Origin of the sequence: Georgenia daeguensis (genome assembly GCF_039537705.1) — a bacterium.
Classification (GTDB): Bacteria; Actinomycetota; Actinomycetes; order Actinomycetales; family Actinomycetaceae; genus Georgenia; species Georgenia daeguensis.
Genome location: NZ_BAABBA010000010.1, coordinates 111,887 through 133,168, shown reverse-complemented (window position 1 = coordinate 133,168; position 21,282 = coordinate 111,887). Strand labels below are relative to the sequence as shown.

Here is a 21,282-nt window from a genome sequence, read left to right as displayed (position 1 = left end):
GAGACCGACCGTGACCGCGCCCTCCTTCCTCGCAGGAGCGCCCCGCTACCTGTTCCTGACCGGCAAGGGCGGCGTGGGCAAGACCTCCGTCGCCTGTGCCGCCGCCGTCGCGCTGGCCCGCGACGGCAGGTCGGTCCTGCTCGTCAGCACCGACCCGGCCTCGAACGTCGGCCAGGTCTTCGGCCTCCGCGTGGGTAACACCGTCACCGCCGTGCCCGCGGTGCCGGGGCTGTCCGCCCTGGAGATCAACCCGGACGAGGCGGCCGCGGCCTACCGCGAGCGCATCGTCGGACCGGTGCGGAACCTCCTGCCCGCGGCGGAGGTGAGCCTGATCGAGGAGCAGCTCTCCGGAGCATGCACCACCGAGATCGCGTCCTTCAACGAGTTCACCGGCCTGCTCTCCGGTGATGCCGCGGTCGCCGGGTTCGACCACGTCGTCTTCGACACCGCGCCCACCGGGCACACCATCCGGCTGCTCCAGCTGCCCGGCTCGTGGACCGAGTTCCTCAACGAGGGCAAGGGCGACGCCTCCTGCCTCGGCCCGCTCGCCGGGCTCGAGCGTCAGCGTGCCGTCTACGCCGAGGCCGTCAACGCCCTGGCCGACGCCGGCCGCACGCGCCTGGTGCTGGTCACCCGCGCCCAGCGCGCGGCGGTGGAGGAGATCGAGCGCACCGGTGCCGAGCTCGCCGCCCTCGGCATGCGCGAGCAGCACGTCGTCGTCAACGCCGTCATGCCCCTGCCTCCGGGTGGGGATGAGCTCGCTGTCGCCGTGCACGGGCGCGAGCAGGCAGTGCTGCGCGACCTGCCCGCCGCCCTCCGCGGCCTTCCGGCCGACGTGCTCGAGCTCAAGGGCGAGAACATGGTCGGCCTGGACGCCGTGGGCAGCCTCTTCGAGCCCGGCCGGGTGGAGACCGCCGCGGCCGAGCACGAGCCCGGGCCGACGCCGGAGCTTCCCGAGGGCGCCGAGGGCCTGGACGCGCTGGTCGACGAGCTCGCCGGGCAGGGCCACGGCCTGGTCATGCTGATGGGCAAGGGTGGGGTCGGCAAGACCACCGTCGCCGCCGCGGTCGCCGTCGCCCTGGCCGAGCGTGGACTGCCGGTGCACCTGACCACCACCGATCCCGCCGCGCACCTGACCGAGACCCTGGCCGGCTCCGTGGCGAACCTCGAGGTCTCCCGGATCGACCCCGAGGTCGCGACCCGCACGTACCGCGAGACCGTGCTGCGCACGAAGGGGGCGGCGCTCGACGACGCCGGCCGGGCCGCCCTGGAGGAGGACCTGCGTTCCCCGTGCACCGAGGAGATCGCCGTCTTCCAGGCGTTCTCGCGCGCGGTGAACGAGGCGCGGCGACGCTTCGTCGTCATCGACACCGCCCCGACCGGGCACACCCTGCTGCTGCTGGACGCCACCGGCTCCTACCACCGCGACGTCGTGCGGCAGCTGGGGGAGCGCACCTCCCTCGTCACCCCGATGATGCGGCTGCAGGACCCCGACCTCACGAAGGTCGTGGTCGTGACCCTGCCGGAGACCACACCGGTGCTGGAGGCCGAGGAGCTCCAGGTAGATCTGCGCCGGGCCGGCATCGAGCCGTGGGCGTGGGTGGTCAACAACTCGCTGGCCGCCGCGACCACGACCGACCCGCTGCTGCGCCGCCGCGCCCGCAACGAGTCCGGCGAGATCGCCCGGGTCATGGAGCGGGACTCCTCCCGCTGTGCGGTGATCCCGCTGCTCGCGACGGAGCCGGTCGGCCTCCCCGCGCTGCGAGCACTGACGGCGGCCCCCGTCCCGGCCGCCACCTGACCCGCTCGGGCCGCGACCTGACCCCGGTCCCGGCCGCGGCCTGACCCCGGTCCCGGCCGTCACCTGACCCCGCTCGGCCCGCACGGCCGAGCGGGGCGAGGGTGCCGCTCGTGAGAGCCGGCGCTACCGGCCCGAGCGCCCGTGCCGCAGGCCGGTCGGGAACCCGATCGTCACCACCTGCGGCGCGTCCGGGGTGCAGCACCCGCCGGAGGTCGGATCGATGACGGCGTTCCCGTCGGCGTCGGAGAGGGGAAGCGCGGACGAGCACACGCCGGTCTCGGGCAGGCTCAGCTCGAGCTCGCCGGCGGCCCGCTCGTCCCCGGCGAGGTGGGCGGCGACCGACCGCACCTGCTCGTACCCGGTGGCCAGGAGGAAGGTCGGCGCGCGGCCGTAGGACTTCATCCCGACGACGAAGAAGCCGGGCTCCGGCTGCGTCAGCGTCTCCGCGCCGTGCGCGGGCACAGTGCCGCAGGAGTGGAACTCGGGGTCGATCAGCGGCGCGAGCCGGCTGGGTGCCTCGAGCCCGGGGTCCAGGTCGAGCCGCAGCTCGCGCAGCATCTCCAGGTCGGGGCGAAAACCTGTTGCCCCGGCGACGGCGTCCACGGTGAGCTCCCGACGGCCGGCCGGGGTGTCGAGCGCGAGCGTGACCCGGTCGCCCGCGCTCTCGAACCCGGCGACGGTCACCGACGTGAGCAGCTCGATGCGCCCCGCCTCCACGGCCTCGCGCAGGCGGGTGCCGAGCTGGCCGCGGGCGGGCAGGCCGTCGGCGTCGCCGCCGCCGTAGGCCCGGGTCGGCGAGGCGCCACGCACCGCCCACGTGATGCGCGTGCCCGGCTCGGTCAGCGCGAGCTCCGCGAGGTTCAGCAGCGTGTTCGTCGCGGAGTGACCGGCGCCGACGACGAGCACGTGCCGGCCGGCGACCCGGTGCCTGTCCGTGCCCAGCACGTCCGGCAGCGGGCCCAGCAGGAACCGTGCCGCCGCCGCCTCGCCCGGCGCCGGCAGGCCGGCCGCCCCCAGGGGGTTGCGCTGCGACCACGTTCCCGAGGCGTCGAGCACGGCCCGGGCGTGGTGGTCCACGACGCGGCCGTCGACGACGGTGCGGACCAGGAACGCTCGCTCCGTGCGGCCGGTCCCGTGGGTCTTGTCCAGCCCGGCGCGGCTGACGGCAACAACCCGGACGCCGGTGACGATCCGGTCGCGCAGCTGTGGCGTCGCGGCCAGCGGTTCCAGGTAGTCGGCCACCAGCTCCGCGCCGGTCGGCAGCCGTGCGGCCGCCGGCGCCGCCCACCCGGAGGCCTCCAGGAGGCGCCGCGCGGCGGCGTCGACGTCGTACTGCCACGGGGAGAACAGGCGGATGTGAGACCACTCGCGGACCGCCGCGCCCACCTGCTCACCTGCCTCGAGGACCAGCGGGTCCAGGCCGCGCTCGATCAGGTGGGCGGCGGCGGCAAGCCCCACGGGACCGGCACCGATGACGACGACGGGCAGGGACCTCAGGGACGGTGCGGGGTGCTGGGACACGGGTGCCTCCGATGTGCGTCTGCCGGATGCCCGGCCGGGCGATTCATCGACGATCGTCGATGTCTGCCCCGAAGACTGATACATCCATCGACGTTTGTCAATCGATTGCGGCATACTCTGCGACATGACAGCCCTGCTCACCCTCGCAGCGATGAAACCGGTGCACTGGCCGGAGGTGGAGGCCGTCTACGCGGCGGGCATCGCCACCGGGCACGCGACCTTCGAGACGACCACCCCGAGCTGGCAGGCGTTCGACGCCGGGCACCTCGCCGATCACCGGTTCGTCTGTCTCGACGGCGCCGGGACCGTGCTCGGCTGGGCGGCCGTCAGTCCCGTCTCGGCGCGCGCCGTCTATGCCGGCGTCGTGGAGCACTCCGTCTACGTCGACCCCGCGGCCCGCGGCAGGGGAGTGGGCAGGGCGCTGCTCGACGGGCTCGTCCGTTCCACCGAGGCGGCCGGGATCTGGACCCTCCAGGCCAGCGTCTTCCCGGAGAACGTCGCCAGCCTGGCCCTGCACAGTGCTTCGGGATTCCGTCGGATCGGGACCCGGCGCCGCATCGCGCGCATGACGTCAGGGCCGCTGGCGGGACAGTGGCGGGACACCGTCCTGCTCGAGCGGCGCAGCGCCGAGGCCGGCACCTGACAAGGCCGTCGGGGCCGTCACCTCGCCGCGGCGACGATGACCTCGGCCAGGTCGAACGGCCGGCTGAACAAGGGCCAGTGCCCGGTGGGCAGGTCCACCAGCGTCACGTCCGCCCCGACCAGCTCGCTCGCCCAGGGCGCGCCCTGGGCGATGGCGTCGCGTATCTCGCCGGCGGGCATCGTGGAGCAGACGAGGGTGACCGGCACACGTTTGCGGCTCTCGTTCGTCAGTCGGGCGACGGAGCGCACCACACCCGCCGGGGTCGGCACGGACCGCTGCCGGACGTCGGCGAGCATGGCGTCGTCCATGCCGTCGTGCGGCGTGTCGTCCGCGGCCAGGTCCTCCCAGGAGGGGAGCGGATGGTCGACGGCGTCCTCGGGCAGGTCGATGCCGATGCTCGCCCCGTCGGGCAGCGGACCGGCGTCCACGTAGACGACCCGGGCGATCCGCTCGGGGACGGCGTCCACCACGCCGCTCACCACCGGCGCCCCACCGCTGTGGCCGACCAGGACCACCCGCCCGTCCAGCCCCTCCACGAGCTCTCGCACCGCCCTGACGTGATCGTCCAGGGTCAGCCCGGCCCGGTTCTCGGAGCGCGAGCCCATGCCCGGCAGCGTCACGGCGTGCGGCACGAGCCCGTTCTCCTCGAGGTAGGGAACGACGTCGTCCCAGGCCCAGCCCCCGAGCCAGTAGCCGGGCACCAGCACGACGTGGACAGGATCTCTGCTGCGCAGCGGTGTCATGGCCCAAGCGTGACGCCTGCCACCGACATCGGCACTCGAGAGCACGACTCGCCGCGCTGCCGTGCGGGCCGGAAAGATCCTGCAGCCGATGCCGATGCCGATGCCGATGCCGATGCCGATGCCGAGCGATGTCGATGCCGTTCGCCGAACGGCCGTCTTCGCTGCCGCGCTCCTGCGACGATCGGCGGGTCACCGCAGCGAGAGGCAGACCGATGGAGCACTTCCTGTACCGGCTCATCCCGCCACGCCCGACCTTCCCCGCCGACGCCACCGACGCCGAGAACCGGATCATGGAGGCGCACTTCGGCTACTGGACGGGGCTGATCAACGAGCGGAAGGTGGTGGCCTACGGGCCGGTCATGGACCCGCGAGGCACCTACGGCGTCGCCATCCTCGAGGTGCCGGACGCGGCCGCGGCGCAGGCGATCGCCGACGGCGACCCCGCCGTGCGCTCCGACGCCGGCTTCGGTTCCGAGCTCCACCCCATGGGCGACACCGTCGTGCGCACCTGAGTCCGCTCGCCAGGCCAGCGCGTCAGTCCCCCGGCTCGGCCCCGAGCCGCCGCAGCTGCGCGCGGAGCCCGGCCCACGCCGTCGCCCCGTCCCCCGGCAGGCGGGCGACCGCCTCGGCCAGGGCACGGGCCGCCGTCGCCACGTGCTGCTCGTCCTCCGAGAGCATCTGCTCGTACCGCGGGTCCAGGAGGTAGCGGTCGCGGCTGGCCGCGAGCATGGCGAGCAGGTCCAGGAAGATCGCCAGGTCGCGGGCTCGCTCGGCGCCCGTGCCGCCGTCGGAGGCGGCGAGGTAGCGGAACCGCCCCCGCCAGAGCCGCTCCTGCGCGGGCTTGGGCGTCAGGGTGACGACGGTGCCGATGAGGGTGTCGCCGTCGCTGTCGTGGGTGCGCGAGTCGCGGTCCTGGAACCGCGCCACCTCGTGGGCGAGGCGGAGGAAGTTGTCGTCTGTCATGGAGGCGCCCACCACGAGCAGGTGCCGCGTCAGCATGAGGGCCTGCACCACCGAGCTCACGGGGCGCGAGGTGGCGTCGTAGGCGACGACGTCGCTGCGCGAGAGCACGATCGACTCGGGGTGGGCGACATCCCCGTGCATCTTCAGCACCCAGGGGCTGCCCGGCTCCACCGGGACGCCGGGCAGCACCGAGATCGGCCGCTGGAACGCGTCCCGGGCCGCCAGCTCGTAGAGGTCGTCGTAGTTGGTGGTCACCGTCTCGGTGCACAGCAGCGCGGCCAGCGCCGCGTGCGCCAGCCCGTAGCGGTCGGCCCCGGCGAGCTCGGCGACCACCGCATCGCCCACGGAACCGCCGAGCTCCCGGCGGAGCAGCTCGCCGCGGTCCAGCGGCGCGAGGTCCTCGGCGGCCAGGCCGGTGCGCCGCTCTAGCCGGCGGAGCAGGCCGTCCCACGAGGGCAGCCCGGCCGCGATGCCGACGCCGGCGCCGAGGAAGAGGGCGAGCTCGCCCTGCCGGGCGCGCGCCGCCAGCTCCTCGGCGGCGTCCTGCAGCTCCGGCGAGAGGTCGCGCCCGGCCGCCGGGCGGCGTCGCCGGATCTCCTGGAAGGCCGAGTAGTCGGCGGGGTGCTTGGCGACGACGGCGACGTCGAGCGGGGCGTCGTCGACGGCGTCCTGGCAGGTCTGGAGGAGCAGGTCGATCAGGGCCCCGCGCACGGTGTCGAACCCGCCGCCCCCGGTGCCGAGCGCGGGGACCGCGACGAGCGTGTGCGGCCGGCCGTGCTGCGGCTCGAGACCGGCCTCGACGATCTCCCGCAGCGCGCCAGCCAGCCGGGACGCGAGGTCCTGCGCCGCCGCGCGCGCCGAGCGCCCGGGGCCCCACACGGCGTCGACGAACCAGGTGGGCGGGCACGGGGACCCCGTGGGGCCGCCGGCGCGTCCGTAGCCGTGCTCCTCCCAGCGCTCGGGCCGCGCCGGCGGCTCGCCGCCCTCGTCCAGGCGGAGCGCCGCGTGCCAGTCAGGCTCGATGGTGAACTCCGGGTCGGAGGGCACCACGATCGCGTCGCAGTCCAGGTGCTCCAGAAGGCCCTGCACCACGAAGACGTGGCCTGTTCCCATGAGACGAGAGTACGAGCGGGCCCCGCGCGCGGCCCCGCGAAGGCACGATGGGGCCATGAGGCAGCGGCGCGCACTGGTGGCGACCGCCGTCGTCCTTGTCCTCGCCGCGGTCGCGGTGGTCTGGGCCCTGGCCGTGGGCCTGATCGGCCCCGGCGGCCGGGAGCCCGACGACGGCACGCCGGGTGCGCCGGAGGCCACCCCGACCGCTGCGCCGCCGACCGCCGTGCCCCCGACCGCCGGGCCCCTGACCCCTGCGCCCCCCACCACGGCGCCGCCGACCGCCGCGCCACCGGCCGTGACGGTGCCGGTCACGCCGGAGGCCCGGCTCGCCGTCGCGGGGGACACGGGGACAGGTGACAAGAAGATCCGCGCCACGGTCGACGCGATGCTGGCCGAGGCGAGCGTCCAGGCTCCCTACGACGCGCTCGTCCTGCTGGGCGATCTCATCTACGACGACGGGAACGCCTCCAAGGTCGACGACCGGATCACAGAGCCCTTCGCGCCCGTGCTCGACGGCGGCGTCGAGCTCGTCCCCGTGCTGGGGAACCACGACGTCCGCCGCGGCGAGGGGGACGAGATCCTCGCGAAGCTCGGCCGGGACCGGAGCTGGTACGTCGAGGAGGTCGGGCCCGTGCGCGTCGTCGCCCTCGACTCCAACCGGGTGGACGAGGAGCGGCAGACGCGCTGGCTGGAGGAGACCCTCGCCGCGGACGTCGCGCCCGGCACCTGGACGGTCGTCGCGCTGCACCACCCGCCCTACTCCGCCGGCGACCACGGCTCCGACCTCGAGGTGCGCCGGGCGTGGGTGCCCCTGTTCGAGCGGTTCGACGTCCCGCTCGTCCTCGCGGGCCACGACCACGACTACCAGCGCTCCCGGCCGATCGACGGGGTGACCTACGTCGTCTCCGGCGGAGCGGCCAAACTACGGCCGGCCGGATGGGAAGACTTCACCGAGGTCAGCACGTCCACGCGGCACTACCTGGACCTCGCCGTCTACGACGACCGCATGGTGGGCCGCGCCGTCGACCAGTCCGGAGACGTCATCGACGAGTTCACCGTCCCGGGGCCGTGACGGGCCCGGGGCCCGGCGCGGCGGGCGTTCCCCGCCGCTCGTCCGCCCCGGTCGTGCGGTCGTCGGGACGGCGGGCCGTGCGGGCCGTCAAAACCCTGGATGCGGGCCGCGCTGACCCGTAACGTCCGGCGGGTGGCTACTCACTTCGATGTGATCGTCCTCGGCGCCGGCCCCGGCGGGTACGTCGCCGCCATCCGTGCCGCCCAGCTGGGCCTGAAGATCGCCGTCGTCGAGGAGAAGTACTGGGGCGGGGTGTGCCTGTCCGTGGGCTGCATCCCGTCCAAGGCGCTCCTGCGCAACGCCGAGCTCGCCCACCTGTTCACCCACCAGGCCGACACGTTCGGCATGTCCGGGGAGGTCCGCTTCGACTACGGCGCGGCGTTCGACCGCAGCCGCGAGGTGGCCGGCGGGCGGGTGCGCGGCGTGCACTACCTGATGAAGAAGAACGGCATCCCCGAGTACGACGGGCACGGCACGTTCATGGACGCGCACACCCTCGAGGTCGCGCTCACCGCCGGCGGCACCGAGACGCTGACCTTCGACCACGCGATCATCGCGACCGGGTCGACCGTGCGGCTGCTGCCGGGCGTGGAGCTGAGCGAGAACGTCGTCACCTACGAGAGGCAGATCCTCAGCCGGGAGCTGCCCGGGTCGATCGTCATCGTCGGCGCCGGGGCGATCGGCATGGAGTTCGCCTACGTGCTCGCGAACTACGGCGTCGACGTCACCATCGTGGAGTACCTCGACCGGCCGCTGCCGATGGAGGACGAGGAGGTCTCCCGGGAGGTCGGCCGGCAGTACCGCAAGCTCGGCGTCACCATCCTGACCTCCACGAAGGTCGAGACCGTCGTGGACGACGGCGGGCAGGTCACCGTCACCTACACGGGGGTGGATGGCGTGCCGGGTGAGCTGGTGGCCGACCGGGTGCTCATGTCCATCGGGTTCGCCCCGCGCGTGGACGGCTTCGGGCTGGAGCGCACGGGCGTGGAGCTGACGGACCGCGGCGCGATCGCCGTCGACGACAATCTGCGCACCAACGTCCCGCACATCTTCGCCATCGGCGACGTCACCGCGAAGTTGCAGCTCGCCCACGTCGCGGAGGCGCAGGGTGTCGTTGCCGCGGAGACCGTCGCCGGCGCGGAGACCATGCCGCTCGGCGACTACCGGATGATGCCGCGGGCCACCTTCTGCCAGCCCCAGGTGGCCAGCTTCGGGCTCACCGAGGCGCAGGCGCGGGAGGAGGGCTACGACGTCAAGGTCGCGAAGTTCCCCTTCACCGCCAACGGGAAGGCCCAGGGCCTGGGCGACGCCACCGGCTTCATCAAGCTGGTGGCGGACGGCACGCACGGGGAGCTGCTCGGCGGCCACCTCGTCGGCGCGGACGTCGCCGAGCTGCTGCCCGAGCTGACCCTCGCGCAGAAGTGGGACCTCACCGCCGCGGAGCTGGCCCGCAACGTGCACGTGCACCCGACGCTGGGGGAATCCCTCCAGGAGGGCTTCCACGGGCTGACGGGTCACATGATCAACCTGTGACGGCGGCACCTCTGAGGGCCCTGCGCCACGTCGCCCGAGTGCGGCGGTGACTCGGACGCGACGACGGGGCGCACGCCGGGGTGCGCCCCGCCGTCGCGGCTCAGCGGCGGAACTCGTCCGGACCGAGCACGCCCCACTCCGGTCCGCTCGGCTCGGCGACGTCGTCGACCGGCACCGCGAACTCGCGGACCTCGTCGTTGTCCCGGCTGATGCCCCACAGGGACGGGTTCGTGTTGTCCGTCCGGTCCCAGGCGATGCCCTGGCCCTCGATGCCCTCCAGGGAGACCGTACCCAGCCACTCGAGCTCGGAGCCCGCCTCGGGCAGCGCCATGACGTAGGCCTCCGGCAGGTCGTGGCCGGTGAGGTAGAGGTTCCCGTCCGGGCCCCAGGAGCCGCCCGAGTTACTCATCAGCTCGAACTTGTCGAGGATCGACTTGGGGATCGTCCAGGACTGGACCACCTGGAAGTCGTCGTCGAGCTTGACCACCTGCGTGTTGTAGGTCTGGCCGTAGGGCTCGTCCATCCCGTCCATGACCCTGTTGTAGTTGGCGAACGCCGCCCACCACGAGCCGTCGTGGTGGTCCAGCCAGGTCAGGGATCCCCGGTCGATGCCGAAGCTGTGCGTGCCGACGTGCTCCATGGTGCGGGTGTCGAAGACCTCGATCGAGCTCTCCATCGGCCACTCCGGGTAGTTCGAGTGGGCCGCGTACAGCTTGTTGCTGACGACGACGCCGCTGTCCAGGTGCTCGACGGGACCGCCGTCGGCGCCGGCGAACTGGAGGACGGGCTCACCCGTCGCGCGCTCGTGCTTGGTGATCTCGCTGTTGTCGATGGCGTAGAAGTACGTCCGGTCGACGGCGATGCCCTGGTCCGCGTCCCACGTCCCCTCGAACACCGACTCGACGGTGGCGTCGAGCCGCGGCGGCTCAGCTCCCCGCGTCGTCGCAGGGACCGGTGCGGACGAAGCCGCCACCGCCGGAGCGATCAGTGCGCTCGCGGCCACCGCGGCGGCGGCGAGCGTGATCCGCGTGCCGTTCCTGCGTGCACGGACAGACATCAGAAGTACCCCCTGTACTCGGACCTCGGCCCGAGCGGGCCGCCGCGTCAACGGTGCCCCGGCGAGGTGTCGCCGTACGGTCCGCGCGGCGACGTCGGGGCCACCGGCGGGTGAACAGCCTGACCCGAATACATCACCGCGCCGCGCGGGTGCCGCGGCGCCGCGGACACGGCGAAGTCGGCGGCGTTCATTGGGGTCTTCTGTGCCGAGTGCGACGAGTTTCGCCTTTTCCGGCGGTCACAACGTAGAAGTCGTCGCACTCGACGGACGTGCCCGCCCGGAGGTGTCGCACTCTCCGCGCGGGGGGCGGGGCAGGGCGGTCGAGGGTGGCGCACTCGCCGCGCTGGGCGGTTGAGGTTGTCGCACCCGACGTGAGCGGTCCACGGAAGCCTGTGCAGGCTCTGGCCCGTGAACCGGCGGCGAGGTGCGCACCGTGGCCGTGCACCAAAGAACCCCGGCGCTTACGGGCCGGGGTTCCTCGGTGGGGGTCTCAGGGACAGATCTCGGGTGATGCCTGGCGACTCAGCGGAGCCAGCTGTTGCCGACCTTGCCGGCCCACCACTTGCCCAGGCCCCAGGTGTCGCCGGAGAGCGTGGCGGCCGCGATGATGAGCAGGATCGCCTCGACCCAGTGGGAGTCGGTGATCGGGTTCGTTCCGCCGTTGGCCAGGGGCAGCTCGGCCAGGTACATGAAGAGCATGAGCAGGGTGCCGGTGACCGCGGCGATCTTCAGGCCCGCGCCGGTGATCATCGCGACGCCGATGCCCAGAAGGCCGGCCATGAAGAGGACGTCGCCGAAGGGGTTGGCGAACATCTGGAAGAAGCCGGCGAACGGGCCCTCGATGCCCTTGATGAAGCCCTGCGCCGGCGTGCCGCCGTTGATCCAGGCCCGCTCGGTCGGCGTCATGAAGCCCAGGCCGAACAGCTTGTCGATGAAGGCCCAGAAGAAGACCCAGCCGATGATGATGCGGCTGACTGCCAGCGCCTTGCGAGCGGCGCCGGAGGTGACGATCTGCTCCTGATAGACGGTGGTGCTGGTGGACCGGACACTCTCGGTGGTGGCCATCGTGCTCTCCCTTTTGGGCTGTTTGTGAACGTCTTTGTTGCATCAAGCATCCCGATCCCATATGTCCAGATCGCGGGTCCTTCGTCCCGACAGTTCCCCCATTGGATGTGACGTGGATCACACCACGGGTCAGCGGTGTGCGGGGCTTCCGGGCGCGCCCTATGAAAAGGCTTTGCACGGTTCCGCGAATATCTGGAAGGTCTTGACGTAGGGGTGGGGCGGTCCTACGGTTCCGGTCAAGACGTGTCCGGGCGAGGTCGCCCGGGTGCAAGGAACTGCCGGGGGACGGTTTTCCGCGCGTCCCCGGGCGGCACACAGCAAGGGGACACCGTGACTCTGACCCGTTCCACGTCGGCCCGCACCGGGCTGACCGTCCTGGCGGCCGGAGGGATGCTCCTCGCCGCCACGGCACCCGCCCACTCCGCCGCCGCGACGGCGCCCGTGGCGCCGGCCGCCGTCCCCGCCGCGACGGCGCCCGCCGCGACGCCCACCGCCGCAGAGATCGACGCGATGGTCGAGGACATGACGCTCGACGAGCTCATCGGCCAGATGACCTGGACGCACGTCTACGGCTCCTCGGCCCACGACACCTCGATGAAGGCGCAGAACCAGGCGCGCTACGGCGTCGACACGCCCGCCCAGGTGGTGGAGAAGTACGACCTCGGCGGCGTGCTCTACTTCGCCTGGTCGGGCAACACCGCCAAGGCGAGCCAGACCGCAGTGCTGTCCAACGGCCTGCAGGAGGCCGCCCTCGGCGACGACGGACCGGGCGTCCCGCTCGCCGTCACCATCGACCAGGAGGGCGGGATCGTCGCCCGCGTCGGGCCGCCCGCCACCGTGCTGCCCGGCAACATGGCGCTCGGCGCCACGTTCGACGCCGACCTCGCCTACAAGCAGGGCCAGATCCTCGGCGAGGAGATGCGCGCCATCGGCGTCAACGTCGACTTCGCCCCGGTGCTGGACCTCAACTCCAACCCGGACAACCCGGTCATCGGCATCCGCTCCATGGGCGAGGACCCCGACACCGTCAGCGAGCTCGGCGTCGCCCAGATCCAGGGCATGCAGGAGCACGTGGCGGCCACGGCCAAGCACTTCCCCGGTCACGGCGACACCAACGTCGACTCGCACTACGGGCTGCCCGTGGTCACCTACGACCGCGCCACCCTCGACAAGCACCTGCAGCCCTTCCAGGCCGCGATCGACGCCGGCGTCGACATGGTCATGACCGCGCACATCATCGTCGAGGCGATCGACCCGACCCTGCCCGGCACCCTCTCGCCCGCCGTCCTGACCGGGCTGCTGCGCGAGGAGATGGGCTTCGACGGGCTGGTCACCACCGACGCGCTGGACATGGCGGCCATGGCGGCGAACTGGAGCCAGGAGGAGATCGCCGTCATGACGATCCAGGCCGGCTCGGACATCCTGCTCAACTCCCCGGACGTCGACGCCTCGTTCGACGGCGTCCGCCAGGCCGTGGCCGACGGCACCCTGACCGAGGAGCGGCTCGAGGAGTCGGTGCACCGGATCCTCACCTGGAAGGCCGAACGCGGCATCCTCGAGGACCCGTTCACCGACGTCGACGCCGTCGGCGACGTCCTCGGCAACACCGACCACCTCGCCACCGCCGCCACGATCGCCGATCGCTCCGCCACGCTCCTGCGCAACGAGGAGCGCACGCTCCCGCTGGACGGCGACGAGACCGTCCTGGTCGTCGGGTCCGGCGCCGGCTGGCCCGAGCGCGTCGGGCCGATGCTCGCCGAGCGCGGCGTGGACGTCATCGCGGACTACGAGAACGGCACCTCGCCGTCGGCGACCTACCGGGCGCGCGCCGTCGCCCGGGCCTCCCAGGGCGACGTGGACGCCGTCGTCTTCACCTCCTACAACGCCACCGCGAACACCGCGCAGCAGCAGATGGTCAAGGAGCTGGCCGCCACCGGCGTGCCCGTGATCGTCATCGCCACGCGCAACCCGTACGACATCAGCGTCTTCCCCGACGCTGACGCCGTGGTCAACAGCTACGGCTGGAACCTGGTGAACTTCCAGGGCGTGGTCCGGGTGCTGCTCGGGGACATCAACCCCGCCGGACGCCTGCCGGTCGACATCCCCACCGCCGACGGCGAGGGCATCCTCCTCCCGCTCGGGTTCGGCCTGTCCTACGCGGGCGCGCCGCAGCACGCCGGCCCGCCCGAGAACGCAGGGCCGAAGGACGGCTCCGGCGCCCCCGAGAACGCCGGTCCGCCGGAGAACGCCGGGCCCGCCGAGGGCAACCAGCACGCCAGCGGCCCCAAGGGCTGACCCGCGACGCCCGGCCGGCCGCAGCACCTCGGCCGGCCGGGCACCGCGTCACACCGGGCGGCTCCGGCCGCGAAGATCCGGCGGCCTCGCGCCGCCGGCACCCACCCGGCGGCCTCGCGCCGCCCGCACCCACCCGGCGGCTCCCTCCCCGCCACCCCGGACGACGCCGTCGCGCCCACGCGCGGCGGCCACCACCCGCCCGCGCACGCGGGCGGACCACCGAAGGAGAGAGCGGTCATGACACGCAGAACTTCCCGCACGGCGGCCCTGGCGCTCGCCGTCTCCGGGGTCGTCGGCGTCGGCGGCGCCCTGGCGACCACGGACCCGGGCGGCCGGCCGGACACCCCGCCCGGCCTCGAGGTCGAGCTGGAGCTCGGCGTCGAGGTCCTGCTCGAGGACCAGATCGAGATGCTGGAGGGCAAGCGCGTCGGCCTCATCACCAACCCCACCGGTGTCACCAGCGACCTCACCCACACGATCGACGCGCTCATCGCGGGTGAGGAGGAGGGCGGGTACGACCTCACGGCGCTGTACGGCCCCGAGCACGGCGTGCGCGGCGGCGTCCCCGCCGGCGCCTACGTCGAGAGCTACACCGACGAGCGCACCGGCCTGCCGGTGTACTCCCTCTACGGGCCGACGCGGAAGCCGAGCGCCGAGATGCTCAAGAACGTCGACGTCCTCCTCTTCGACATCCAGGACATCGGCGCCCGCTTCTACACCTACATCTGGACGATGTACTACGCGATGGAGGCCGCCGCCGAGCACGGCAAGACCTTTGTGGTCCTCGACCGGCCCAACCCGCTCGGCGACCGGATGGACGGACCCGTCCTCGACTACCCGGAGATCAGCTCCTTCGTGGGTCTGCGCGAGATCCCGCTGCAGCACGGCCTGACCGTGGGTGAGCTCGCCCTGCTCTTCAACTCCGAGTTCCTCGAGACGCCGGCGGACCTGCAGGTGGTCGAGATGGAGGGCTACGACCCCGCCGGGATCGTCAGCGACTGGGATCTGCCCTGGGTGCTGCCCTCCCCGAACATCCCCACCCGCGAGACCGCGATCGTCTACCCGGGCACCGGGCTGATCGAGTCGATCAACGTCTCCGAGGGGCGCGGCACCACGACTCCGTTCCTGTGGTTCGGGGCGCCGTTCATCGACGAGACCGAGTCCTACGCGCTCGCCCAGGACCTCAACGCCCGCGGCCTCGAGGGCGTGACGTTCCGGCCGATGTCCGCGACCCCGAGCGCCAGCAAGCACTCCGGGCGCTTCTCCGGCGGCGTCCAGATCCACATCCTCGACGAGGCTGCCTACGAGCCGGTGCCCACCGGCCTGCACGTGCTCGACGCGCTCTTCGAGCACATCGACGAGGTCGACTGGCGGGAGGGCGCGAACTGCCGCACGGCCGAGCAGCTGTGCTGGATCGACCAGCTCTCCGGCTCCAAGGACGTGCGCGCCCAGCTCGACGCGGGCGTCGACCCGGACGAGATCGTCGCCGGCTGGGCCGAGGAGCTCGCCGCCTTCGACGAGCTGGCCGAGCAGTACCGCCTCTACGACGGCGGACCGGGCCGGCCCGACCACGCCGGCAAGCCCGGCGAGGGCGCGAACGGCTGACGCGGCTCCCGACGCCGTAGTTCGACGCGGCTCGGCTCACGACGCCGGAGGTCCGACCCCGTCGTCGGGTCCCGCCGTCCGGCCCGCCCGCCGTCCCGGCCGCACCGCCGTCGCCCCTGACCGACGGCGGTGCGGCCGCACCCGCCCGAGCTTCGACCAGGCCCGTGGTCCCTCGAGGGACCGCCGGCCCGGTCCTCCCTGCCTGGAGACCTCATGAAACAGACCCTGACCGCCGCCGCCCTCGGGGCCGCCCTCCTCGGGGCCGCCGTCGTCCCCGCCGGAGCAGCGACCGCCACCCCGGCCGCCACCACGACCACCACCCAGGCCCCCGCCGCCGCGCGGGCGGCCGGCCCCGCCGTCGCCACCGCCGACCCGTGGGACCGCACCACCTCCCCGCCGCATACCCTCAAGGACGGCAGCGCGAGCCAGGCGGGGCTCGACGCGGAGGCGCTCGCCGCGATCGCCCCCGCGCTCGCCGCCGGCCTGACGGTCGAGCCGAACCCGGCCTATCCCGGCGCCGTGGCGCTGGTGGCCTCCAAGGGGGTCGTCGCCGAGCGCACGGCCGTCGGCCACTCGCTGCGCTGGGCCGACCCGGACACGGAGCTGCCGGCGTCGGAGCAGGTCGAGATGGGCACCGACACCATGTTCGACCTCGCCTCGATCTCGAAGCTCTTCACCGCCGTCGCGGTCATGCAGCTCGTCGAGTCCGGGCAGGTCGCGCTCGACGACCCGGTCGCCGACCACATCCCCGCCTTCGGTGCGAACGGCAAGGCCGACGTGACGATCGAGCAGCTGCTCACGCACACCGGCGGGCTGCCCGCCTGGCTGCCGCTGTACAGCGCCTACCCGGACGTCGAGTCGCGTCTCGCCGCCGTCTACGCCGTGAAGCCCACCTCCGAGCCCGGGACCCGCTACGTCTACAGCGACATCGGACTCATCACCCTCGGCAAGGTCGTCGAGACGGTGTCCGGCCAGCCGCTGGACGAGTACGTGGGCGCGCAGATCACCGGCCCGCTCGGCATGACCGACACCATGTACAACCCGCCCGCCGAGCTGCTGCCGCGGATCGCGGCCACCGAGTACCAGCCCTGGACGGGCCGCGGCCTGGTGCACGGATCGGTGCACGACGAGAACGCCTGGTCGCTCGACGGCGTGGCCGGCCACGCGGGGGTCTTCTCCACCGCCGACGATCTCGCCGTCTTCGCCCAGATGCTCCTCAACGGCGGACGCTACGGGCAGGCCCGGGTGCTGGATCCGGCCACCGTCGAGGCGATGATGCAGGACCGCACCGGGGACATCAGCTCCAACCACCGCGGCCTCGGGCCGGAGCTCGAGGCGTGGTTCTACCACGACGCGCTCACCAGCCCCGGCAGCGCGGGCCACACCGGCTACACCGGCACCTCGCTGGTCATCGACCCGTGGACGGAGACGATCGCGATCCTCATGACCAACCGCGTCCACCCGAGCCGCGACTGGAGCAACGTCAACCCGCAGCGCCGCGCCGTCGCCCGCGCCGCGGGGCTCGCCGCCGCCGACCACCGGTTCACCCAGGGGGAGGCGTGGCACTCCGGCACCGGGGACCGGCTCGCCAGCACCCTGGCCGTGGACGTCGTCGTGCCTGACGGCGGGGCGGAGCTGGCGCTCGACCTGTGGTTCCACACCGAGGAGAGCGACCGGCTTTTCGTCGAGGCCTCCGACGACGGCGGCGCCACGTGGCAGCGCCTGCCCGGCACCCTCGTGGCCGGGGCGGAGGAGCGGGTGAGCGACGGCGTCGTCTCCGGGTTCGGCGAGCACCGCTGGTGGGACGCCACGTTCGCGCTCGACGGCCTGGCGGGGGAGGTGACCGTGCGCCTGAGCTATGTCACCGACGCGCTCTACGGCGGCCAGGGGGTCTACCTCGACCGGGTGCGGGTCGACTCCCCGGACGGGCCGGTCTTCGACGACCGGCGCCCGGCCGACCGGGGGCGCATGGTCGCCGACGGGTGGTCGCTGGTGGACTGACCGGCTGACTCGCACGGCCGGTGACTCCCACGGCCGGCCCGGGCGGCATCGCCCGGGCCGGCCGTTCTCGTTCCGGCCGGGGTGGGTGCGCGTTCGCCGTCCTCGTGATCGCTCGTGCCGTCGGCCGGGTGTTGACAGGCAAGTCGCGACTTACCTATTGTTCAGCTCCATGGAAGACGTCTACCGGGCGCTCGCGGACCCCACGCGGCGGCTGATCCTCGACGAGCTGCTGCTCCGCGACGGGCAGACGCTCTTCGAGATCTGCGGGCGCCTCGCCATGCGGCACGGCAGCACCTCGACGCGGCAGGCGATCTCCCAGCACCTTGCGGTGCTCGAACAGGCCGGGCTGGTGCGCTCGCACCGCGACGGCCGCACCAAGGTCCACCACCTCGACACGGAGCCGCTGCGCGCGATCATCGAGCGCTGGCCCCTCGACCCACCAGGAGAGTGACGTGCCCAGGATCCACGTGATGAGCGTCTTCGTCGACGATCAGCAGAAGGCGCTCGAGTTCTACACCGACAAGCTCGGCTTCGTCGCCAAGACGGACGTGCCCGCCGGCGCCTTCCGCTGGCTCACGGTCGTCGGTGCCGACGAGCCCGACGGCGTCGAGCTCCTCCTCGAGCCCGACGACCACCCGGCGGCCAAGGCGTACAAGAGCGCCCTGAAGGAGGACGGGATCCCGGCCGCCTCGTTCGCCGTCGACGACCTGAACGCGACCTACCGGGAGCTGACGGCCAAGGGGGTGACCTTCACCCAGGAGCCGACCGCGATGGGGCCGGAGCTGCTGACCGCTGTGCTCGACGACACCTGCGGCAACCTCATCATGCTGTCGAGCCCCGCGTGAGCACCGCGGAGAACGGTTCGGGCGGTGCGGCGCCCGGGCACACCGCCGGCCCGCCGGAGAGTCCGAACGCCGTGGACGGCCAGGGCCGCAAGGTCGGGGACTGGACGGAGCCGGACCCGCACGGTGGTGTCATGGTCGGCGAGTACGTCGACGGCGAGCGGCACGGGGCCTGGCGGCACCTCGCGGCTGACGGGCGTCTGCGGTCCGAGGGCGGCTACGCGGCCGGCGCGCTCGACGGCCCATGGGTCTGGTACCGCGCGTCCGGGGCGCTGATGCAGCGCGGCGGGTTCTCCCGGGGCGAGAAGCACGGGCGGTGGGAGCGCTGGAACCCGCAGGGCGCGCTGATCGACAGCGGCGAGTTCGACAACGGCCGGAAGGTCGGGGAGTGGACTGTGTACAACCCCGACGGGAGCGTCAGGAGGACGACGAACCACCGTCCGTCCGGCGGCTAGGAGGTTCTGCCGGGTCCAGGATGGCGGGCATGGACATCACCCTGATCCAGCCGCCCGGCCTCGTTGCCAGCCCTGCGTTCAGCCACGTGGCGATCGTCCCGCCGGGTGCCACCACGATCTACGTGGGCGGCCAGAACGGCGTCGACGAGACCGGCTCGGTCGTCTCGAGCGAGGTCGCGGAGCAGGCGCTCAAGGCGATCGACAACGCGAGCATCGCCCTGGAGGCGGCCGGAGCGTCGCTCGCGGACGTCATCGCCTGGTCGGTGATGATCGACGCGAACGCCGATCTCGCCTCCGCGTACGGCGCCGTCGCGCCGCGGCTCGCCCGTGACGGCGCGCCACCTCTTGTGACAGCCGCAAGGGTCGCGGGACTGGGCGTTCCCGGTGCGCTCATCGAGGTGAGCGCGATCGCCGCCCTCATGCCTCGCGGCGCGTAGCCGGCCAGGTCGCAGCCTCAGCTCTCGGTGGCCCGGCGCACCTGCTCCTGCACCATCTCGGCCATCAGCCGTGACTGGGCGAGCGCCAGGGCGTCGAGCCGGCTCTCGGCCGGCAGGCGGCGCAGCAGCCGGCCGACGTCCTCGGCGACGGCCTCCAGATCGCCCGGGGCGCTGCGGCCGCTCGGTGTCCGCGCCTCGTCCGCCGAAGTCCCTCCAGCCAGGGCGGCCGGGGCGCCAGCGGCGACGTCGTAGGAAGCGCCCGCCGCCGCGGCGGGGAACGCGTCACCGCGCGCGCTGCCCACCGTGGCGGCCAGCGCGTGCACCCCGGTCTGCATAATGCCCGCGGAATAGGCCGGGTTGCGGAACTGCGTCCCCGATGCCAGCCGCGCGGCCGCGGGAGGCCGGGTGCGCGACTCGGGCAGGTCGCCGCCCGCGGCCCGCACGATGTCCTCGACCTGGAGGTGCAGGGCGTCGGCCAGCTTGCGGGCGGAGCTCAGCGACGGCGCGCGATAGCCCCCCTCCAGCTGGGAGACGTAGGGGTAGGAGAGCTGGGTGCGCGCCACGACGTCGCGGCGCGAGAGGCCGAGCTCGGTGCGCCGGTCCCGCAGCAGCCGGGCCAGTCCGGCGTACCGATCCTTCTCGCTCGCAGAATCTCGACCTATGCCCATGGCATTGACACTCCTATGCAGCGGATCTATGCTGACAGCATCATAGGTCGGCCGGACCCGATCCGGCCAGGGCACGAAGGAGTTCCTCATGCACCTCACCACCCACCTCGACGTCGACGTCGTCGCCGTCGAGACGGACTCCACCCTCTCCATGCTGCTCGAGATCGCCGCGCCCGCCCCGGCCGTCGACGCCGGGCGGGCGGAGGCCACCCTCGAGGTTGTCCTCGACCGCAGCGGCTCCATGCACGGCGCGCCGCTCGAGGGCGCCAAGCGTGCCCTGCTCGAGCTCGTCGACCGGCTCGACCCCCGCGACCGCTTCGGGCTGGTGGCCTTCGACGACGAGGCCCGCGTCGTCGTCCCGGCCGGACCGCTCACCGACAGGTCGGCGGTCAGGCGGGCGATCGCCGCCGTCGACGCCGGCGGGTCCACGGACCTCGCGGCCGGCTACCTGCGCGGGCTGAAGGAGGCGCGCCGGGCCGCCACCGCCGCCGGAGCCACGCTGGTGCTCGTCAGCGACGGCCACGCCAACCACGGCGAGACCCGTCCCGACGTTCTCGGCGCCGTCGCGGCCAAGGCGCGCACCCAGGGCGTGACCACCTCGAGCCTGGGCTACGGCCTCGGCTACGACGAGCGGCTCCTCTCCGCCGTCGCCCGCTCCGGCGGCGGCAACGAGAGCTTCGCCGAGGACCCCGACGCCGCCGCCCACGCGATCGCCGCCGAGGTCGACGGCCTGCTCAGCCAGGCCGCGCAGGCCGCCACGCTGCTGGTCGCCATGTCCCCGCAGGTGCGCGGGCTCCGCGTGCTCAACGACCTGCCGGCCAACCTCGTCGAGCAGGGCGTGCAGGTGGAGATCGGCGGGCTGTACGCGGGCGAGACCCGCAAGCTCGTGCTGACCTTCGACGTCCCCCGCCTGCCCTCGCTCGGGCTGCTCCAGGTGGCGGAGCTGACCCTGAGCTGGATCGAGCTGCCGAGCCTGGAGGAGCACACGGTCACGGTGCCCGTGCACGTCAACGTCGTGCCGGGCGACCAGGCCGCCGGCCGGGTCCCGGACCCCGTGGTCCGCACCGAGCTCGCCTACCTGGAGGCGCAGCGCGCCAAGCGCGAGGCCTCGACCCTGCTCAGTGACGGCGACGTGGCCGGCGCGCTGCGGCACCTGCGCAGCGCGGGCGGGACGGTCGCCGCGGCGATGGCGTTCGCGCCGGCGTCGCTGCGGGCCGACCTGGGGGAGGAGTCGGCGGTGCTCGCCGGGATGATCGGCGACGTCGAGAACGGCGCCCACGCCCGGGCCGCCAAGCTGACGTCGGCTGACGCGTCGCTGAAGTCCCGCACCCGTGGTCGCCGCAGGTCCTGACGGCTCGGTGCCGTGACGGCCGAAGCCAACCACGGTGGAACCTGTGCACTTCCCTTCCGGTCCGGCAAGGGAAGTGCACAGGTTGCGGAGGTCAGCGGATCTGCGTGCTGATCGTCA

The 21,282-nt window shown here is 73.2% G+C and carries 19 protein-coding genes; 13 read left to right on the top strand and 6 right to left on the bottom strand.

What is annotated here, in order from left to right:
* Positions 1–10 precede the first annotated feature (10 nt).
* Positions 11–1,801, top strand: coding sequence for an arsenical pump-driving ATPase (arsA, locus tag ABD774_RS11745; protein WP_345041294.1), 1,791 nt, complete (start codon positions 11–13; stop codon positions 1,799–1,801).
* A 123-nt stretch (positions 1,802–1,924) separates the two neighbouring features.
* Here arsA and ABD774_RS11740 read toward each other — a convergent pair whose 3' ends face one another.
* On the bottom strand, positions 1,925–3,322 hold the full coding sequence (locus ABD774_RS11740) for an FAD-dependent oxidoreductase (RefSeq protein ID WP_345041292.1): 1,398 nt from the start codon (positions 3,320–3,322) through the stop codon (positions 1,925–1,927).
* Between the two features lie 124 nt (positions 3,323–3,446).
* Between ABD774_RS11740 and ABD774_RS11735 the strand changes: the two genes are divergently transcribed.
* A complete protein-coding gene (locus ABD774_RS11735) occupies positions 3,447–3,965 on the top strand; it encodes a GNAT family N-acetyltransferase (RefSeq protein ID WP_345041290.1) in 519 nt (172 codons plus the stop codon).
* A 17-nt stretch (positions 3,966–3,982) separates the two neighbouring features.
* Here the strand turns inward: ABD774_RS11735 and ABD774_RS11730 are convergent, their stop codons facing one another.
* On the bottom strand, positions 3,983–4,708 hold the full coding sequence (locus tag ABD774_RS11730; protein WP_345041288.1) for an alpha/beta fold hydrolase: 726 nt from the start codon (positions 4,706–4,708) through the stop codon (positions 3,983–3,985).
* Positions 4,709–4,920: 212 nt separating this feature from the next.
* On the opposite strand from ABD774_RS11730, the gene ABD774_RS11725 reads away from it, so the two are divergent.
* Positions 4,921–5,220 carry a YciI family protein gene (locus tag ABD774_RS11725; protein WP_345041285.1) on the top strand — a complete coding sequence of 100 codons (300 nt, stop codon included), beginning with the start codon at positions 4,921–4,923 and terminating at the stop codon, positions 5,218–5,220.
* A gap of 22 nt (positions 5,221–5,242) precedes the next feature.
* Here ABD774_RS11725 and ABD774_RS11720 read toward each other — a convergent pair whose 3' ends face one another.
* Complete coding sequence (locus ABD774_RS11720) at positions 5,243–6,784, bottom strand: SIR2 family protein (protein ID WP_345041283.1); 1,542 nt, start codon at positions 6,782–6,784, stop codon at positions 5,243–5,245.
* 55 nt (positions 6,785–6,839) lie between these two features.
* Between ABD774_RS11720 and ABD774_RS11715 the strand changes: the two genes are divergently transcribed.
* Positions 6,840–7,856 carry a metallophosphoesterase family protein gene (locus tag ABD774_RS11715; RefSeq protein ID WP_345041281.1) on the top strand — a complete coding sequence of 339 codons (1,017 nt, stop codon included), beginning with the start codon at positions 6,840–6,842 and terminating at the stop codon, positions 7,854–7,856.
* A 132-nt stretch (positions 7,857–7,988) separates the two neighbouring features.
* Positions 7,989–9,389 carry a dihydrolipoyl dehydrogenase gene (lpdA, locus tag ABD774_RS11710; RefSeq protein WP_345041279.1) on the top strand — a complete coding sequence of 467 codons (1,401 nt, stop codon included), beginning with the start codon at positions 7,989–7,991 and terminating at the stop codon, positions 9,387–9,389.
* A 100-nt stretch (positions 9,390–9,489) separates the two neighbouring features.
* On the opposite strand, the gene ABD774_RS11705 is transcribed toward lpdA, so the two are convergent.
* Entirely contained in the window at positions 9,490–10,446 is a 957-nt protein-coding gene (locus tag ABD774_RS11705) for a hypothetical protein (RefSeq protein WP_345041276.1), read from the bottom strand.
* Between the two features lie 522 nt (positions 10,447–10,968).
* Complete coding sequence (locus ABD774_RS11700; RefSeq protein WP_345041274.1) at positions 10,969–11,511, bottom strand: DoxX family protein; 543 nt, start codon at positions 11,509–11,511, stop codon at positions 10,969–10,971.
* 330 nt (positions 11,512–11,841) lie between these two features.
* Here ABD774_RS11700 and ABD774_RS11695 point away from each other — a divergent pair, with 330 nt between their 5' ends.
* From ABD774_RS11695 to ABD774_RS11665, 7 genes are all read left to right on the top strand, one after another.
* Positions 11,842–13,806, top strand: a complete 1,965-nt coding sequence (locus ABD774_RS11695) for a glycoside hydrolase family 3 protein (RefSeq protein ID WP_345041272.1) — start codon at positions 11,842–11,844, stop codon at positions 13,804–13,806.
* Between the two features lie 237 nt (positions 13,807–14,043).
* Positions 14,044–15,411 (top strand): exo-beta-N-acetylmuramidase NamZ family protein, encoded by a 1,368-nt coding sequence (locus ABD774_RS11690; RefSeq protein WP_345041270.1) that lies wholly within the window; start codon positions 14,044–14,046, stop codon positions 15,409–15,411.
* A gap of 213 nt (positions 15,412–15,624) precedes the next feature.
* On the top strand, positions 15,625–17,412 hold the full coding sequence (locus ABD774_RS11685; protein WP_345041268.1) for a serine hydrolase domain-containing protein: 1,788 nt from the start codon (positions 15,625–15,627) through the stop codon (positions 17,410–17,412).
* A 169-nt stretch (positions 17,413–17,581) separates the two neighbouring features.
* Positions 17,582–17,863 carry an ArsR/SmtB family transcription factor gene (locus ABD774_RS11680; protein WP_345041266.1) on the top strand — a complete coding sequence of 94 codons (282 nt, stop codon included), beginning with the start codon at positions 17,582–17,584 and terminating at the stop codon, positions 17,861–17,863.
* Positions 17,864–17,882: 19 nt separating this feature from the next.
* Positions 17,883–18,257 (top strand): VOC family protein, encoded by a 375-nt coding sequence (locus ABD774_RS11675; protein ID WP_345041413.1) that lies wholly within the window; start codon positions 17,883–17,885, stop codon positions 18,255–18,257.
* 131 nt (positions 18,258–18,388) lie between these two features.
* Positions 18,389–18,709, top strand: coding sequence for a toxin-antitoxin system YwqK family antitoxin (locus ABD774_RS11670; protein ID WP_486327304.1), 321 nt, complete (start codon positions 18,389–18,391; stop codon positions 18,707–18,709).
* Positions 18,710–18,738: 29 nt separating this feature from the next.
* Positions 18,739–19,146: a RidA family protein gene (locus ABD774_RS11665; RefSeq protein WP_345041261.1), complete on the top strand. Its 408-nt coding sequence runs from the start codon at positions 18,739–18,741 to the stop codon at positions 19,144–19,146.
* 17 nt (positions 19,147–19,163) lie between these two features.
* Here the strand turns inward: ABD774_RS11665 and ABD774_RS11660 are convergent, their stop codons facing one another.
* The gene (locus ABD774_RS11660; protein WP_345041259.1) at positions 19,164–19,814 is read right to left on the bottom strand and encodes a helix-turn-helix domain-containing protein; all 651 of its coding nucleotides are present in this window, start codon (positions 19,812–19,814) and stop codon (positions 19,164–19,166) included.
* Between the two features lie 88 nt (positions 19,815–19,902).
* Between ABD774_RS11660 and ABD774_RS11655 the strand changes: the two genes are divergently transcribed.
* Positions 19,903–21,165 carry a vWA domain-containing protein gene (locus ABD774_RS11655; RefSeq protein WP_345041256.1) on the top strand — a complete coding sequence of 421 codons (1,263 nt, stop codon included), beginning with the start codon at positions 19,903–19,905 and terminating at the stop codon, positions 21,163–21,165.
* The last annotated feature ends 117 nt before the right edge of the window (positions 21,166–21,282 follow it).

Coding starts and splice junctions, on each gene's coding strand:
- ABD774_RS11735 (WP_345041290.1), top strand. CDS start 3,447: ATGACAGCCCTGCTCACCCTCGCAGCGATGAAACCGGTGCACTGGCCG.
- ABD774_RS11725 (WP_345041285.1), top strand. CDS start 4,921: ATGGAGCACTTCCTGTACCGGCTCATCCCGCCACGCCCGACCTTCCCC.
- ABD774_RS11675 (WP_345041413.1), top strand. CDS start 17,883: ATGAGCGTCTTCGTCGACGATCAGCAGAAGGCGCTCGAGTTCTACACC.
- ABD774_RS11680 (WP_345041266.1), top strand. CDS start 17,582: ATGGAAGACGTCTACCGGGCGCTCGCGGACCCCACGCGGCGGCTGATC.
- ABD774_RS11720 (WP_345041283.1), bottom strand. CDS start 6,784: ATGGGAACAGGCCACGTCTTCGTGGTGCAGGGCCTTCTGGAGCACCTG.
- ABD774_RS11730 (WP_345041288.1), bottom strand. CDS start 4,708: ATGACACCGCTGCGCAGCAGAGATCCTGTCCACGTCGTGCTGGTGCCC.
- ABD774_RS11690 (WP_345041270.1), top strand. CDS start 14,044: ATGACACGCAGAACTTCCCGCACGGCGGCCCTGGCGCTCGCCGTCTCC.
- ABD774_RS11685 (WP_345041268.1), top strand. CDS start 15,625: ATGAAACAGACCCTGACCGCCGCCGCCCTCGGGGCCGCCCTCCTCGGG.
- ABD774_RS11705 (WP_345041276.1), bottom strand. CDS start 10,446: ATGTCTGTCCGTGCACGCAGGAACGGCACGCGGATCACGCTCGCCGCC.
- ABD774_RS11660 (WP_345041259.1), bottom strand. CDS start 19,814: ATGGGCATAGGTCGAGATTCTGCGAGCGAGAAGGATCGGTACGCCGGA.
- ABD774_RS11665 (WP_345041261.1), top strand. CDS start 18,739: ATGGACATCACCCTGATCCAGCCGCCCGGCCTCGTTGCCAGCCCTGCG.
- ABD774_RS11715 (WP_345041281.1), top strand. CDS start 6,840: ATGAGGCAGCGGCGCGCACTGGTGGCGACCGCCGTCGTCCTTGTCCTC.
- ABD774_RS11670 (WP_486327304.1), top strand. CDS start 18,389: ATGGTCGGCGAGTACGTCGACGGCGAGCGGCACGGGGCCTGGCGGCAC.
- ABD774_RS11655 (WP_345041256.1), top strand. CDS start 19,903: ATGCACCTCACCACCCACCTCGACGTCGACGTCGTCGCCGTCGAGACG.
- ABD774_RS11700 (WP_345041274.1), bottom strand. CDS start 11,511: ATGGCCACCACCGAGAGTGTCCGGTCCACCAGCACCACCGTCTATCAG.